The organism is Paenibacillus sp. FSL H8-0104 (assembly GCF_038050215.1).
GTDB classification, from domain to species: Bacteria; Bacillota; Bacilli; order Paenibacillales; family Paenibacillaceae; genus Paenibacillus; species Paenibacillus amylolyticus.
On the sequence record NZ_JBBOTC010000001.1, the window covers coordinates 6817129 to 6832754 of the forward strand.

The 15626-nt window shown below is 46.8% G+C and carries 8 protein-coding genes; 1 reads left to right on the plus strand and 7 read right to left on the minus strand.

Annotation, left to right across the window (positions count from 1 at the left end):
• Nucleotides 1-23 precede the first annotated feature (23 nt).
• Nucleotides 24-3161: a hybrid sensor histidine kinase/response regulator gene (locus NST38_RS29930; RefSeq protein ID WP_076252063.1), complete on the minus strand. Its 3138-nt coding sequence runs from the start codon at nt 3159-3161 to the stop codon at nt 24-26.
• Between the two features lie 3 nt (nt 3162-3164).
• The gene (locus NST38_RS29935; protein ID WP_076252065.1) at nt 3165-4322 is read right to left on the minus strand and encodes a response regulator; all 1158 of its coding nucleotides are present in this window, start codon (nt 4320-4322) and stop codon (nt 3165-3167) included.
• Nucleotides 4323-4497: 175 nt separating this feature from the next.
• Here NST38_RS29935 and NST38_RS29940 point away from each other — a divergent pair, with 175 nt between their 5' ends.
• Nucleotides 4498-4995 carry a DinB family protein gene (locus tag NST38_RS29940; protein ID WP_076252067.1) on the plus strand — a complete coding sequence of 166 codons (498 nt, stop codon included), beginning with the start codon at nt 4498-4500 and terminating at the stop codon, nt 4993-4995.
• A 137-nt stretch (nt 4996-5132) separates the two neighbouring features.
• On the opposite strand, the gene NST38_RS29945 is transcribed toward NST38_RS29940, so the two are convergent.
• The 5 genes from NST38_RS29945 to NST38_RS29965 all read right to left on the minus strand — a co-directional run bounded on the left by NST38_RS29945 (nt 5133) and on the right by NST38_RS29965 (nt 15468).
• Nucleotides 5133-6083 carry an SMI1/KNR4 family protein gene (locus NST38_RS29945; protein ID WP_076252070.1) on the minus strand — a complete coding sequence of 317 codons (951 nt, stop codon included), beginning with the start codon at nt 6081-6083 and terminating at the stop codon, nt 5133-5135.
• 213 nt (nt 6084-6296) lie between these two features.
• Entirely contained in the window at nt 6297-7922 is a 1626-nt protein-coding gene (locus NST38_RS29950) for a rhamnogalacturonan lyase B N-terminal domain-containing protein (RefSeq protein ID WP_076252072.1), read from the minus strand.
• A gap of 252 nt (nt 7923-8174) precedes the next feature.
• Nucleotides 8175-9047, minus strand: a complete 873-nt coding sequence (locus tag NST38_RS29955; protein ID WP_076252074.1) for an AraC family transcriptional regulator — start codon at nt 9045-9047, stop codon at nt 8175-8177.
• Nucleotides 9048-9216: 169 nt separating this feature from the next.
• Nucleotides 9217-11325: a TerD family protein gene (locus NST38_RS29960; RefSeq protein ID WP_076252076.1), complete on the minus strand. Its 2109-nt coding sequence runs from the start codon at nt 11323-11325 to the stop codon at nt 9217-9219.
• 339 nt (nt 11326-11664) lie between these two features.
• Nucleotides 11665-15468: an S-layer homology domain-containing protein gene (locus NST38_RS29965; RefSeq protein ID WP_076252077.1), complete on the minus strand. Its 3804-nt coding sequence runs from the start codon at nt 15466-15468 to the stop codon at nt 11665-11667.
• Nucleotides 15469-15626 lie beyond the last annotated feature (158 nt).

Consider the following 15626-nt stretch of genomic DNA (forward strand, 5'->3'; position numbering starts at 1 on the left):
TTTTCACTTCTGCGGCCTTTTCCTTATATCTCATCCGGAATATCAAATGATACCATCGTGCCCTCACCCGGCTCACTTACAATCGATAATCCCTGACCATACCTTTGCAGCAATCTGCGGTTTGTATTCACAATGCCTATTCCGCCTTTTCCACCTGGCGTAGCATGTAGCAGCTCTGCAACCTTCTCCGGTTCGATGCCTTTGCCATTATCCTTCACCTCAATACGGGTATAACCCTCATGACGAGTGATGGATAGACATAACGTACCGCCTACATTGCGGCTTAATAGTCCGTGTCTGACGGCATTTTCAATCAAAGGCTGAATGGATAGCGGCGGGAGAAGCAACGGAAGGTCCGGCTCTACGTTTAATACCACCGACAATCGATCTTCAAATCGTGTTTTTTCAATAAAAAGATAGGCTTCAACGAGTTCCAGCTCATATGATAATTTCACCAGTTCCCCTGTGTTGAGATAGTTGAAGCTGATCCGTAAATAGGATGAAAAAGCATCGCCAAGCTTCCGCATATGCTCTGTATCAATATCACTTAAAACCATAAGTGAATTCAACGTATTAAACAGGAAGTGAGGCTGAATCTGAGCCTGTAAATACGCGGCCTCCATGCGCAGGCGCTCTTGGATAGACTGATTTAGCATGGTCAATGCACGTATCCGATATTTCAGTTCCACCGCATCTACAGGCTTCGTGACATAATCATTGGCGCCCGATGCAAACCCCGTGTAGATATCTGGTGGCTGACTTCGTGCCGTCAACAGCAGCACAGGAAGCTCAGACATCGAGAATTGTTCCCTCACCTTCTGGGTTAACTCGTATCCGGACATATTGGGCATCATCACATCTGTAATGAGCAGATCCCACTGACGTGTGCCGAGCAATTCCATCGCTTCCTGACCCGAACCCGCTGTAGTTATATCATATGGTTCCGTCGAAAGAATGCTGACCAACACATCCAGATTCACCGGATCATCATCCACAGCCAGAATGGTAGCTCTCCCCTCTTTTAACAACGGAGCCATCTCTGCTGTCGCCAAGGCTTCCGCGTCCCCCATACCTTGGCGGGGTAACAGGAATCCGCTAGGTGCATCTTCCATCATCTCGGCGGCCTGTTCCCATATCAGGGGAAGTTGTGACTGAGCCTGATCGGCGGCTTCATCTGCGAGTGGTAGATCGAAGCTGAATGCCGAGCCCTTTCCGAGTTCCGAGCGAACCGTAAGTGCCCCACCGTGCAGTTCTACGAGCTCTTTGCAGATGTTCAGTCCAAGCCCGATGCCTTGTCCATCACTGATTCCATACGACCCTTGTTCATACGGGAGGAAAATGCGCATCCGTGTATCTTCATCCATGCCAATGCCTGTATCCGTCACATGAATCAGAGCATGTCCTTCACGAATTTCGGCACTTACGGATATCGTTCCTTCCTCTGTATGTTTAAGCGCATTATGCAGTAGATTATACAAAATCTGAACAAGCCTTTCTTCATCAGCCATGACCTGAGGGAACGATTCCGGAATCTCCATATGAAGGCGGACTGGTTTTCGTTCTGCCATGAACTGCAGCATGGCGATAACGCCGGGCACAACCGACTGTATGGAAAGAGGCCCCTGACGTAACTCAATGCGGTGCTCCTTCAGCCGGACTACATCCAGTAGATCACCAAGGAGATGTGACATCCGTCGACCGATCGTAATCAGCAACTCCATATCCTCCAGGCTCCGTTCATCCAACCGGTTTTTCTCTCGGGTGACCACGTTGTGAGCGATGTTAATGATCCCGTGCAGCGGGGTCCGCAGTTCATGTGATGTATTCGCCAAGAATTGATCTTTAATTTTGTCGCCCTTCTGCAGCTCTGTATTCAGCTTCATATTCTCCCTGACATTCCTGAAGTATTTCTTGAACCAATAGGCAGAGAAGCCCGTAATCGCAAAGATGATGTCGATAGGATAATAGACAGTTGTCACATCTTTGGCTGTCTCGGCCACACTCCATATCAGGTTGGATGTAATACCTCCTGCAGTAAGCAGCAGAAAAACAATATCCCGGTCCGCCTGTTTCCTGAAGATCATCGTTCCGACGATGTATAGAAACCAGATCATGGATACAAGAAAGAACAGGTTAATAACGTTGTAATGGATCATGGCATAGGTAATATGAATGGGCACCACCACAATCACGGCCGTATAGATCAAGGTCATGACAACATGCCACTGTAGCCATGCCTTTCGTACATGAACCATCGTTAATCTCTGGAATAACAGAAGGATACAAGCATTTTGCAGCAACAATGAGATCAATCGAATTTTAATGCCCCAGGTATAATTAATAGGAAGCCATAACATCAATATATTGTCATGACCCATCGTAACCGTGATGCCAACAGATAAAGTTAATACGGCTCCAACCAACAAGGAACGTTCCTGTCGATTAAATGCGTAAAGAATACAGGCATACATGCCGTGGAGGAGCAGAACCAGAAAGGTGAGCATCTGAAAACCAATGGAATACCAACGCGAAAAATCAACGGCTGCCTGTGAACCAAAGCGAACAGGTTTGCTAATTCCGCCCATATAAGGGCTGTCGTAATTGGCCACGCGTATCAATAACTCAATGGATGTTGTTCCTTCCTGATCATAGGTCGCTGTATACGAAGTACTTCGGGGTATATATGTACTGCTATCCACGGAGATCTCACCCATGCCCCCGTCCGCGTCTCCATTCATCTCGATCTCGGAGGAACTTCGAATCCCCTTGAACCAAAAGGTAACAGGCGTCTGAAGTGGATCTGTCAAAATACGCAAGCGATATGTTCCGTAACCGTACGAACCCTCTTGTTCCTGACTCTGTCCACTCCCCCAGTCTCCTGGGACCTGAACACTCTTCGCACCGCCATTCCTCTTCGCAATATCTTGTTGGGTCAGCAACTCATCCGGGTAAATTTCCCATTCCCCATTCAAGTACATGACAGGGGAATGATCCAGATCCACATCTCTCAAATCAAGCACCCCGTTAACGGCGCGATGCTCATCTACTGTGTGGAATAGCTCAGACCATACCGAGCGCATGCCAATTAACACTCCAAAAATGATTAGCATGATGAACAAATATCTGTAACGGTCCATACGTTTCGTTTGAAGTAATTTCATTAATTATTTTTTCATGACTTTGGTTAAACCGAGCTTCCAGTCCTGATACCATTCGGTAATGTCCTCACTGATCGGTATCTCCAAATCTTGCTCCATTCTGGTGGTTAAGAGACGATACTGCTCCTCCACACCGAGATCGTTGTGCATTTCATCATATAACTTCATTAGCATAAAATAACTTTCTTCTTCATCCGGAAGCATATGCTGGATACGTTGTGTACTCTCGACCACTTTCTCCGCCAGCCCATGCTGCTGGTAATACAGACTTAGTTGTCTCATATGATACAGCCACAGATAGCGTAATCTTTCTCGCTCAGGTTCAGCCCACATGTATTCATAATTGCCAAGATAGGTACCCTTATATAGATGAAGCGCTTGCTCATAGGCATGAACGGTACTTGCGTCTACGACTTTCCATTGCCTGATTTCCCGTTCCCACTGCTCACTATCCAACTGAGCCTCACCCAATTCGAGTCGATAGCCTGCCTCCAGGTGCCCGCTCTGAATCGTGATCATATCCATATTGCAAGTTTTCAGGGTTTGGCGGACATGATACATTGCAGTGTAGAGTTGGTGTGTCGTCTTCTCTTCTTCCATTCCCGGCCACAGAAGCTCCAGCAGAACACTGCGATGGATGACCTGGTTCCGGTGGTGAAGCAAGTATGCAAACAGCTCCTGCGCCTTGCTTGTACGCCATTTGGCAACCTGAATATCCTTTCCCGGAAGCTTAAACTGAATCTGATTAAAACAGCAAATTAAAGGTACGTTTGTATCCTTTGACCGCTGCTCGCGTTTTACGCTCAGTTTCTCTCTTACGCGGCTCACCGTCTGCTTCAATCGATCCTTTTGGATGGGCTTCATCACATAATCCAAAGCCTGTAATTCGAAAGCATGCACCGCATATTGATCGTAACTGGTCACAAATATAATTTCGGTGCCCGGTGTTGCCGCCTGAATCTGTCTTCCCAGATCCATACCATCCATCTCCGGCATATGAATATCCAGAAATACAACATCAGGACTGTGCTCCACAATACCCGCCACAGCCTCTGTTGGATTCATATATGTAGCGATAATTTCAATGCCGCTTACTTCTTTTTCTAGTGATTTTTGAAGGCCTATCAACGCTAGACGTTCGTCGTCAACCAATATCACTTTCACAGGAGCTTCCTCCTCGACCCTGAGGTCTTGAGATTTATTTTCACTATTATATCATAGGCATTTTAAGTATTGAGGGTACTTGGTTATCCATTTTTAATTTTTAGCAATTTAATTGTATAATACTAAATAGAAGACAGGTTATCAGATCCGGTCTTGGAAGAGAGGAAGGTACCATATGTCAGATGTTAATCAAAGCTTTGGGCAAGCCCTTGTCAAATCATTAGTGGGGGAACGCGGTCATATCCGCATCGCCCGTGCTCTACCCGATATCGATGTCACACTTGCTGCTCGTACGCACGATGCCATGCCATATACGATCTATCAGTTGGTGAAGCACATGCATTATTGGCAACAATTCATGCTCGATCACTTGGAAGGACGCAAACCACAGCTCCCTGCTAACGTGAGTGAGAGCTGGCCTGAGGAGAAGGGTCCACAGGACGAAGCCACGTGGAAGGCAGATATTCAGGCATTCTTGGATGGAGTTGATCAAGCCATAGCCATTGCAGAAACTGCACAATTAGATGATCCACTGCTCTATTTCCCGGGTGAAACTAAAGCAGGACTTCTGCGCAATATCGCATCCCATAACTCGTACCATCTAGGGGAGATTGTTCTGCTGCGTCGCTTCTACGGCGCATGGCCGCCTCCAGGTGGCGGATATCCGGCGTAAACCGGAAAGATTCCGATAGAACGAAGCAAGCCGCAAGGGAATGTATCTCCCTCGCGGCTTGTATTGTTTTTACCACACTCTACATTGTCTAGTTAGCACTAGTATAGAGGCGCTTCAACACAATGATATTATTCATACTAGACTTCTGGAGTCATCAGCCCTTGGATAAACGTCTCAAAGTTCGGTGCCAGCGGAATGATCTCTTTGGGATTCTCCCTCTTCACATAAACGACCTCAGGTTCTCCATCATTACCGAATGAACGATAATCGAGCATGATAACCCCCGACTCCGAAGGAGATACTGCGATGACCACACCAATCTCCGGATAACCTTCACGTTCAATCAAATTCCAGCTGCCTTGTACACCAGCTAGTGTGCGAGGTTTCTCACGGCCAATGCCCAGTATACCTTCAATTTCAACATAATCCGTAGCTCCCGTATCTGTGTTGGCTACAGGGAAATATCGATTGTACGGAATGCCACCGTTATGTAGCTTCATCATCTCAATGTAGGAGGCAGGGAGTCGGAACACCAATTGCTCCTCCACAGACTCAATGAGACCATCACTTGGCGGATTGGACACATAGTGCTCCAGTGCCTGCTCACTATCGTTCCAGAATTCGCCGGATTCCGGTCTGGGAACTGCTTCAAAGGTCGCTACAACGTCAACGGGTACATGGAATTCTCCAACAGCCTCTGGATCCGTTTCAACTTCAGGTTCAGATTCGGACGGCTCCTCCATTTTGCTTCGAATCCATCCCAGAAACTCCAGCGTATCTTCATCCTCAGGGTCCAATTCATCCGCTCTTTCAAACGCCTGCAGCGCATGCGCGTATTGCTCCAGATAATAATAAGCCAGTCCAATCCGATAATGCCAGAGTGGGTCACCTGTGCCCTCTTTAGCAACCGTCAGGAATTGTTCAACCGCTTCTTCATACTGTTCCAAGTTATTCAGCGCTCGTCCCAAATGGTTAACCAGCTCATAATCTCTTTCTTCCACAGGAATTGCTTGAATTGCATCTACAATTTCCTGAAATTCATCTTCTTCATGCCACTCTTGCAATTGAACCAACAGATCGTCTCTCATTCTCTTTTCCTCCCGTTCATTTACTCATGATTACGTCTTGAAAATTATACCACTATCCGGATCACCATCTCCAGCAAAGCAAAATCCTTAGGGATCTCATGAATCGATATCTTTTCATTTCGGATGACAAAGCTAAAAGAGGTAACCTGAACCCGGTTAAGAAAACCAGGCAGGCCACCTCCTCTATTCCTTCCACTATATTGAATTCTTCATTCAATTCAGCAACTCAACACAGTCATAGACCCAGCCTGCACTTAACCAGTTACCCAAGTCACTTGAACCGCTGATTGGCGTAATCGTGATGGTATTGGAACCATTCACGAAGTAGGATGCTGGAACATTCCAGCTAAAGGTTGTGTTGTTCCCACGATACGTACCAATGGTGAAGCTACGAGAATTGGGCTGTGAAGATGCAGCAGGATTGGTTAAAGCATGTCCATTAACCGTTACACTCGGTCTACCATTATTGTAAGCTGCGGTAATACCGATGTTGAGCGTATGAGAAGATGCCGCTTGAGATGCATTCAAATTAAACGTTATTGTGGTTGGAGAATTCTGACCACGGAACTGGATTGCCGGGAATCGATTGGTCGCACTACCGGTAGCATAGGTGACAGGTCCCCAGCTTGGGTTGCGACTATCGGAAGGGTGACGGATCGGAATCGTCTGTCCATTCAGCAACTCCCGTGGTGTACCATCCCAGTTGCCGATTCGCCAGATGTTAGAGGCTTTACTTGGGTCATTGTTGATCGTACGTGTATTCAGAGTCGTCGTTTGCCCTGCCGTGACATTAACCGTTTCCGTATATACGGCTAGTTCTCCCTTATAAGCTGTCATAGTGTACGTGCCCGGGATCATGCTGTATTTGGCTGCCGCGCCACTTGAAGACGTCCCCACCCAATACTGGGCATTGTTATTGGCGAACCCAATTGTGTATGCATAACCCGTATCCATCCCGGAGAGGCCATTAAGCACTACGTTCCCCCGACTGGATACCCAACCCTGCAGATTCAGACCAGACATCCAGCTGAAATCGGGTACACTTGGCGTACCACCTGTGGTGAAGATCAAAGCATACGGCCCATGCAGACCCAGGCGCCAATTCTCCGTCTGTGCATGTCCCGAGTTCATATAGTTATATACTTCCGTCTCGGTTCCACTTTGGAACTGGATGTCGCGGAAGAATGGACCACCAGAGCTTTTTTCCCGATTGCCGTAGGCCATAAATACACCGACGCCATTCCCCGTAACTCCACGAACGGATAAATCTTTGGCCTGATCATTACCATAATATTTGGAGGCCGACTGTCCATTTGCAAACCCGAACACATCCTGACTTTCAATCGCTCCGGTGTTGCCCCTGTTGTTTGAATTCGCCGGAACACCTGTCAACACACTACCATTACCGCGGAAAATGTACCGCAGCTCCCCGATCGAAGGTTGAGCTGTGATATGCGTGGCCATGTATATGATGTTCTCCCCACCACGCGAAGCATAATAGTGAGTCAGTGTGCTTGTGGATACCGTGATTAACACGGTTGATCCTGAAGGAGAAGTATTCCAAGTCACATTGGCAGATGAGCCCAAACCTGAGCCGATATGCGACCCTCTGTTGCTGTTCAGCTCCGTACCGTTCATTTTGGCCGAGATAATATCCCCATTGGTTTTGTTCACCACATAGACTAATCCTGATCCGGTGTTTACTTCAATTCTGGAGCCGTTATCGGTCACATTAATGGTTGCCGCGTGTCCGGTAGATGCAGGGTATACAACAGCTGTTGCGATCATAACGATGATTAAAAACAAACCAAGCGCCTTTCTCACTATACTTTTGGTCATGAGTAATTCCCTCCTTGGAACTCATTTAATAAAGCGCTTACATTATAATATATAATAACTGACACTTCCGTCGCCCCCCCCCTTTTTAAATCACTCTTCTACATACAAGTATTCTTACAATTCCAATAAAATAATACCATTATATTACATAAATTTGCAATGAAAACGGCACGTATATCCGATAGCAAATTCTGAAAACAAAAAACGCAGCTTCAAAAAGCTGCGCCCGCAGATACTAAGCTAGAGACAGTATCATCTCTTCCGAATAGGTATCCATATCTCACTTCTATATTGCTCTACAGTAACATCCTTGTGCTCATTCCATAACATTTCCGGACCCTCACTCAGCTCATAATCCGATGAGGGAAACCACTCTGCGTAGATCCGGCCCCACACCTCCTGAAGCGTGCTTGGAAACGGACCCACGACGGTAAATACAGCCCACGTTGAAGCAGGAACCTCCAGCTGTTCCAGTCCTTCAGGCGTATCCTTTGTCGTAGCTGCACCAATGTAATGATCCAGTTCTCCCTGTTCCGCCATCCGTCCCTCACTGAAATGGGCTGAAGCACTGATTAAGCCCATAGGTTGGACGTTTGATGCCCCCTTGATCGTATCAATCAATTCCGGTGTGAGACTCTGGTACATCGCAGCGATCTCCGGATTAACCCCGTTGAATACGATTGGCACCCTTTTACGAATACCCACGATTCGAAAAGCTTCTTTGTCTTCAATGCGGTAGTTCATTTCGCTTCCTCCTTGAATGGTCAGTTGAAATGTCATCCGTGGAAAGGCTTTAAGGGATGGGCCATGGTTTCGCGCTTCGGAGGGCGTAGTGTCATGCATGCTTTGAAATGCCCTAGTGAAAGAATCCGGCGATGTATACCCGTACTTTAGCGCAATATCAATGATTTTGCTGTCACTGTGGCTTAACTCCATGGCCGCAAGTGTCATGCGGCGACGCCGAATATATTCCGAGAGTGTTACACCACTAAGAAAAGAGAACATGCGTGTAAAGTGATACTCCGAGCAGCAGGCAATTCGGGAAATCTCCTTCATGTCCACGACATCCATCAGATGCTCCTCAATATGATTCAAGGCTTCATTTAACCGCCTCAGCGTATCCATATCATCCCTCCCACGTTAATTTAAGCTTAGCAAAGTCATTCTCTTTGCATCCGACATTACCTGCACCATTCTGTAGGCTCTTTGCACCCAAACCAGAAAAAAAGAGCAGCATCAGCTACTCTTTTCTAACCTTGATATTCACATATCGCCAGTAGTCAGGTCAAACAGGTCAAACCAGATACTCCGCCATAATCTGCTCGATATCATAGGGTGTAATACCTTGATCCACCGAATAGATTGTATCCGCTTGATCTATTGTATCCACCAGTTCTCCTCTAGCTTTCGCGTGGAGCATGAACAAGTCGTGCAGATCGGGTTTGCGTAAATTCGTTAGTGCTTTACCCATCAGCACGATACCTTTCTGATTCCCCTCTACGTTATTGTAGTATTCCGGATATCTGGTCAGCGCCAGGTCTGTCCAGATGACGGTGCGTTCGACCAGGTCCATAATCACAGGGATCGCAATCTGCGTATCCGCGGTAATATCGATTTTGTTCGCTACGGTAGACGGTTCGAAAATCTCGCCAGACCCCGGCTTCTTCAGCATCATCCACCCTACAAAACATTCCGGCAGATCACAATACGGATGACTGGTAAACGATAGCAGTGTCGCCACCACATATCGTCCACCATAGGCCACGATGGATGGAATATGCAGATCAATGAACTCACTTGCGCCATAAGGTGCGGTCACGATATCTCCGCTATGGACAGCCTTATAGTTAGAGGATCGCAGATTCGTATAGGAAATATGCTCCACATAGTTCCAGTCCTTATCGTACATCACCGCAGACAAGTCAATGTCCACGCGCCCTGTAGACTTTCCATCCACGTCCCCCTCTTTCCACCAGTTGAAGAATCGAATGGTATCTCCCTCGGCCATCGGCACACGACTCCCACGTACGATAGTATGCAGAGCCTTGCTCGCCGATCTCTGGGAAAAGGGCACCAGATAATCATGAAGCTGTGGATCGACATAAGTCTTTCCAAGCGGGGCAAGGGCAGCGAAGCGCTCTACCAATGCCTGTTCGCACAATTGCACGACATTCTGACACGTGGCTTCATCGATCTCTGGCAGCTCATTCGGAACAGCAAAAGCTTTGGCTACATTGCCTTTCGGGAAGAAGACACGCAGATCCTGCGGTTCATTACGGTGGGCAAAATGCTGTCTTACCTGCAATAACACCGGGGTAGATACTTGCTCCAGTACCTCACCAAATGCCAGCAGTACATACGCTTCATCTTCGGTCATCCGCAGCAAGTGATCCAGTCTTCTCGCGAATTCACCTGGACGCTGTGACAACAGATCGATCAGACTCCATACATTCCGATATTGGAAGGCAAGCTCCACACTTCCGTTGAAGGTCGAATAAGGCTTATTATTACGCAAAATATCAAAGGCTTCTTCGCATCGTGGATACCGAAGCTTATATTCCGAAGGATGCAGAATTTCGCCAAGGCGAATCCAGCGATCCTTATATCGCAGCATATCCTCCGTCATGGAGCCACATTGCTCCAATAATCCGAGCAAAAGGCGTCTCTCGCGGCGTTTGAATTTCCGGAAGGGAGAAGCCGCAGCGAGGCTAACATCACCATCGGACCAGGCAACAGCCAGACGCAGGACATCACTTGCCGTTTTGAAATATGGACCGATCCGGTCGATGTTCGCTTTTTCATGCTTCAACAGCGAGGCAACCACAAAGCCCACATTTTCTTTGAACGGAATCTCATTGGGTAATAGCGCATCCACGTCTTCCGGGTCTGCATGCTCCAATACCGTGTCGATATCCGCCTTGTCTGTTTCCGAGATGGAACCTTTTGCTTCAATGATCTGACGGATGAGTGTCTGGAATGCTTGCTGGTTTCCCAAACCAATGACTTTCAAGTCCGTCTTCTCCAGCAAAGGCATTCGCTCCAGAGATTGTTGATCCGGACAGACCACAGTCAGGTTGGTCAGATAATGAATAATCGCATTGAGATATAACTCGGCCTCATCCGCTTGCATCACCTGCATCGGGAATCCTGCATACATCGGTGTGTACTTCACATGTGCGCCGACCATGACTCTTAGATCAGCCACGAGTTGATGATACACTGTTTCAAACAGTTCCTTGGACAGCTGCCGCATCGCCTGCATTAGCTCATCCGAGAAGGTGTATCCGAGTGCTTCAATATTTTTGAGGGCAGTCGCCAGATATGTCTTCGGCAACTGTTGTTTCCCTTCGTTTGATTCGATAATGAGTTTGTTCGCTCTGCGCAAATAGATTGTATTGTTCATGATAAAAGAGTCCAGGAAAGCCACATCCCTATATAACGTGAAAGGTTAGGGTTAGAAGGAAGGAATGTGATAGCCTGGACGCCTCCTCTCTGAAATAAAATCTTCAGGAGAGCTGCGACCCTATGATCTCCAATGATTGTAGAAGGAAGGATCGCAATAGCCTGAAGGCCAGCAGTTCAAAGTTTGTCACCCGAACCTCTGGTGAACCCATCATCTCAGATTCCACGATCTGCCAACAGGGCGAAAGTATTACGACATGGATTTAAGAATTTAATAAAAATGGAAAAAAGCCTTTGCCGACCCCCAATGTCAGCAAAGGCTTTTCATTTTAGATTGTGTTTATTGATCAATCAAGTTTGTTACTTTCAACATTCTTGCAATCAATGCAGTAACCTCGGCACGAGTCATCGTGGTCTTTGGACTCAGCACCTCCGGCCCGTTACCTTGGATGATTCCGGCTGCAATCAACTGGGCTACATCTTCTTTCGCCCAATTCGATACATCCGCTGCATCACTGTAACGTTCCAGTTCAGAGTTCATCTGATCCGGGCTAATTGCCGCTTCCGGTTCAATCAGACGATACGCACGAGCAACCATGGCAAATCCCTGCTCACGTGTGATCTCCTGATTACCGTTGAAGTTCCCATTATCGTAACCGCGAACGATACCGAATTCATTGGCAAGGGCTACCGCAGAGCGGAACCATGCGGAATCGTTAACGTCAGGGAATAGATTCTGTGGTGCATCCTGACGCATTAAGCCCAGTCCAAGCACAACAATCTCGGCAAACTCAGAACGAGTAACCTGACGGTTCGGTGAGAATGTGTTATCTCCGTTACCTTGCAGATCTAATCTCGCAGCGATGTTGTTCACATCAATTTTACCCCAATGGGATCTGGCATCTTCAAAATCCTGCGGGTTCCAGATAACCGAGTAACTTCCGCTGCTACGCAAGTCATTAATGAGCGCGTAGTAACGACTACTGATCTTCGTGACAACCGTTGGTACATGGAAGATGCTACCGTCCGGATTAATGATTACGCCTGTAGTAATCCGGTTCGGATCGATACCTTCCGGAAGTGCAATATACTTCGGTGCATAACCGTTCAGCTGGCCGGATCGCACGGTCTGTCCATCTTTCGTAAACGTCAGATCCAGATCAACCGGTGTGACAAGTAGCTCGTATCCTTGGGATGCGGCTCTTGTCTCAGCGCTGTCAATCAAAGCATCCGAGGAACGTGCGATATCAACATGGACATCAATATCATTCAACGCTGCATTACCAAGCTGTTTGGACACACCATTCACGTCCATTTTACCGCCAGGTACCGGATAGATTGCCAGCAGATTGCTAATGTTTAGTTTGGAACCTTGATCCACCAATTGTTTCAGTGTTTCGAGGGTTAAACCGTCCACCTTCATATCCCCATCATTCGGTGAATGAATGGCGAACTGCTGGCCTGTGCCTTGTGACATGGCAACATTCAGCTTGGCTGGATCAACTTGAACCAATGTTTCTTTGTTATTAGATGGTTTGGATGTAGCAAATGGTTGATGGCTACCATCCCGTGTTGTTTCCAAATTATCCTTCACAGGTGCCGGAGTTGGCGTTGGTACTGGCGCAGGTGTAGGTGCTGGTGTGCTTCCACCGTTACCTCCCGTATTTCCACCGCTGCCATTGTTGCCTCCACCATTGTTACCATTGTCACTGGATGCTCTAGTCACGTTGATTTTATACGCCGTAACATTTCCAAGTGAATCGGTTACTCTAACAACGATCTTATTCCCACCGACTTGAAGCGGTAGATTCTCACTAACAGTGCCACTTGAAACCTCGTTCCATTCTCCATCTCCAACAGCTATTTCAATCTTCGCAAGTGGATCAAGTGCCGTTGGCGTTAACTGAAATTGATATACGCTATTCGGAACAGAGATGGTGTACGTGTCTTTAGCCGGATCAAAGGCCGGGGACAAGCTTCCCACGGAAGGGACCAGTGTTTGCAACGTAGATGTATCCGTAGCAATCACTTTGGTAAGTCCTGTTCTAGCGTTAGTCAGATCTTGAAGTGCCTTGTCTACCTGCGCTTGATTCGCTGTCAGGTCATTCAACACTCGCTCTGCTTCGTTCATTGCATCATCCAGTGCTGTCCAGCTCGCTGGCGTATACGCTGATTCTTCCAGGCTTTCACCTGTAATTTCAGTTACTTTCGCTTGCAAAACTGATTTATCTACAACTGGTACAGATGTTGTAGGGATTAGGCCCGTTCTTGCATCTGTCAGATCCAAAAGCGCCTTATCTACCTGCGCTTGAGTCGCTGTCAGATCATTAAGCACTCGATTTGCTTCGTTCCTTGCCTCTTCAAGTACTGTCCAGCTCGCTGGTGTGTACTCCTCTTCGTCCAGTTCGCCTGTTTCGATCTTATCTTTAATCTCATCGATTTTGGCTTTCAACTTCGCCTTATCAATAACAACATAACTTTTCGAATTTGATGCTTCTGAATCTGAGTAGGCTGGATTGTTCGTCTTCGCTGTTACTGTCACCGTGTAAGTTCCAACTTCTAGCGATGGTACCAATTGCGACAGGTTAAGCGCCGTTCCGGTTACTTCCTCCGTCCGCTTCGTACCGTCTTCCAGTTCAATCGTTACTTCATATTTATCTGCATGCTCAACTGCTTCCCATTTCAACTCATCGTCAATCAGTGTAATGTCTGGCGCCGTCAAAGGAGCAGCAACTTCTGCTATCGTAAAGTATGAATTCAGACCAAAATTGGAGGTATTTATGCTTACTTGGCCATTTTCAATTAAATGGAACGATTTTGGAGCATCAAATTTTGCATCATCACTAATTACTAGATATCGAGGCAACTCCGTCGAGCCACCTTTTTTGTCTAGTTGAAGTGTAATCTGTGTTTCAGTCCAGTTTGATTTCTGTATTTTGTAGATACGCTTCATCATAAGCAGTTTTTCTTTATCATTAGTAATCGGTGTTACGAAATCGGTATTTTTCTCCCCATTGTCACCGAATGTAAAGAAAGAAGAATTTTCTGTTATTTTATTTTCATTAGCAGAATTCGTATCCTCGATACTGTTGCCTAATGCAATCGTCAATATCGAATCTTCTTCCTGCGCTTTGGCTTGTTTCTGCATCAAGCCGCTCTGATCATCTCGACCGATGCTTGTAACGCGGTGGGTATAGACTTCGTTCTCCTGGGCATCCCAGATCGTAGTCATGTTTGAATCGACATATGAATTTGCTGTCGTCTGATCAAGCGTATAGCCGTATTTGATCGCCAGATATGTGCTGACTTTTTGGCGTTCTGCGTCCGTCAGAGCATGGTCAAATACGATGATTTCTTCAATCGTACCCTCCCAATGCCCACTATTGGCCGCAGTTGCCGGAATTAGCTTACCAACTACGGCTCCGTCCGAGTTACCAGTATTCCATGCCTTAGCATTATCTTTTCCCCAACCACTCAGTTCCTGTACCTGCTTCATTTTACTGTACAATCTAGCTTTATTCGTTCCAGTGTCCCCACCTGTCCAAGTAACAAATAGCTCTGTCGGGAATGTCATTCCCATGAACTTGTCGGGAGTGTACAAAGTCTGGTTAGGGTCACTGTTAAATGTTGTCAAGCCGCCCCTTGCGTCAACTTGAAGCATCCCCATACCCGTATAACCACCCGTTTGTACTCCCCATGAAATAATATAATTGAGGCCTCCCGTTTTATTGGTTCTACTAACGGTAATGATCGATCTGGGGCTCTTCCCTTGAGGAAGCTTACTTACATCCAGATTCATAAAACTACTCGTGCCGTTATATTCCAATACCGGATTGAAATTGATATTATGACTCTTATCATCCCAATAGGTCGGTTGATTAGCTTCAGTACTTTGGGTTGCATTGTTTATTTTACTGCCTTGATCTTCCCAGATACTCACCTTTTCGCCGCTGGCAACTCCGTTTACCCGCTCTGGTCGTAGCCATAGTGAAGGGGATCCAACTCCGCCCGGACCAACAGGAGTCTGGTTAGTCGACTCCGCTTGAGCCAAACTCATGGGCAACGTTCCAATCGCCAGAATAAAGGAAAGAACCAGCATGGAAATTCTTTGCCATGGTTTCTTCCGGATTTTTGCTGTGTACATAGTTTCCTCCTACTTAATATGTTATTTTTGGACTGCTTACTGACTCAAAACATCATATCTACCCTCATCTTGCTTATTCTACACATGGCCTCTTACCAAACTCTTACCAAACCTTTCACTAGCAAATACAACAAAAAACAGCCTTGCAAATGAAGCTG

What these genes read in the sequence shown, in the direction of transcription:
- NST38_RS29930 (WP_076252063.1), bottom strand. Translation starts at nt 3,161, where the DNA reads ATGAAATTACTTCAAACGAAACGTATGGACCGTTACAGATATTTGTTC.
- NST38_RS29940 (WP_076252067.1), top strand. Translation starts at nt 4,498, where the DNA reads ATGTCAGATGTTAATCAAAGCTTTGGGCAAGCCCTTGTCAAATCATTA.
- NST38_RS29945 (WP_076252070.1), bottom strand. Translation starts at nt 6,083, where the DNA reads ATGAGAGACGATCTGTTGGTTCAATTGCAAGAGTGGCATGAAGAAGAT.
- NST38_RS29950 (WP_076252072.1), bottom strand. Translation starts at nt 7,922, where the DNA reads ATGACCAAAAGTATAGTGAGAAAGGCGCTTGGTTTGTTTTTAATCATC.
- NST38_RS29955 (WP_076252074.1), bottom strand. Translation starts at nt 9,047, where the DNA reads ATGGATACGCTGAGGCGGTTAAATGAAGCCTTGAATCATATTGAGGAG.
- NST38_RS29960 (WP_076252076.1), bottom strand. Translation starts at nt 11,325, where the DNA reads ATGAACAATACAATCTATTTGCGCAGAGCGAACAAACTCATTATCGAA.
- NST38_RS29965 (WP_076252077.1), bottom strand. Translation starts at nt 15,468, where the DNA reads ATGTACACAGCAAAAATCCGGAAGAAACCATGGCAAAGAATTTCCATG.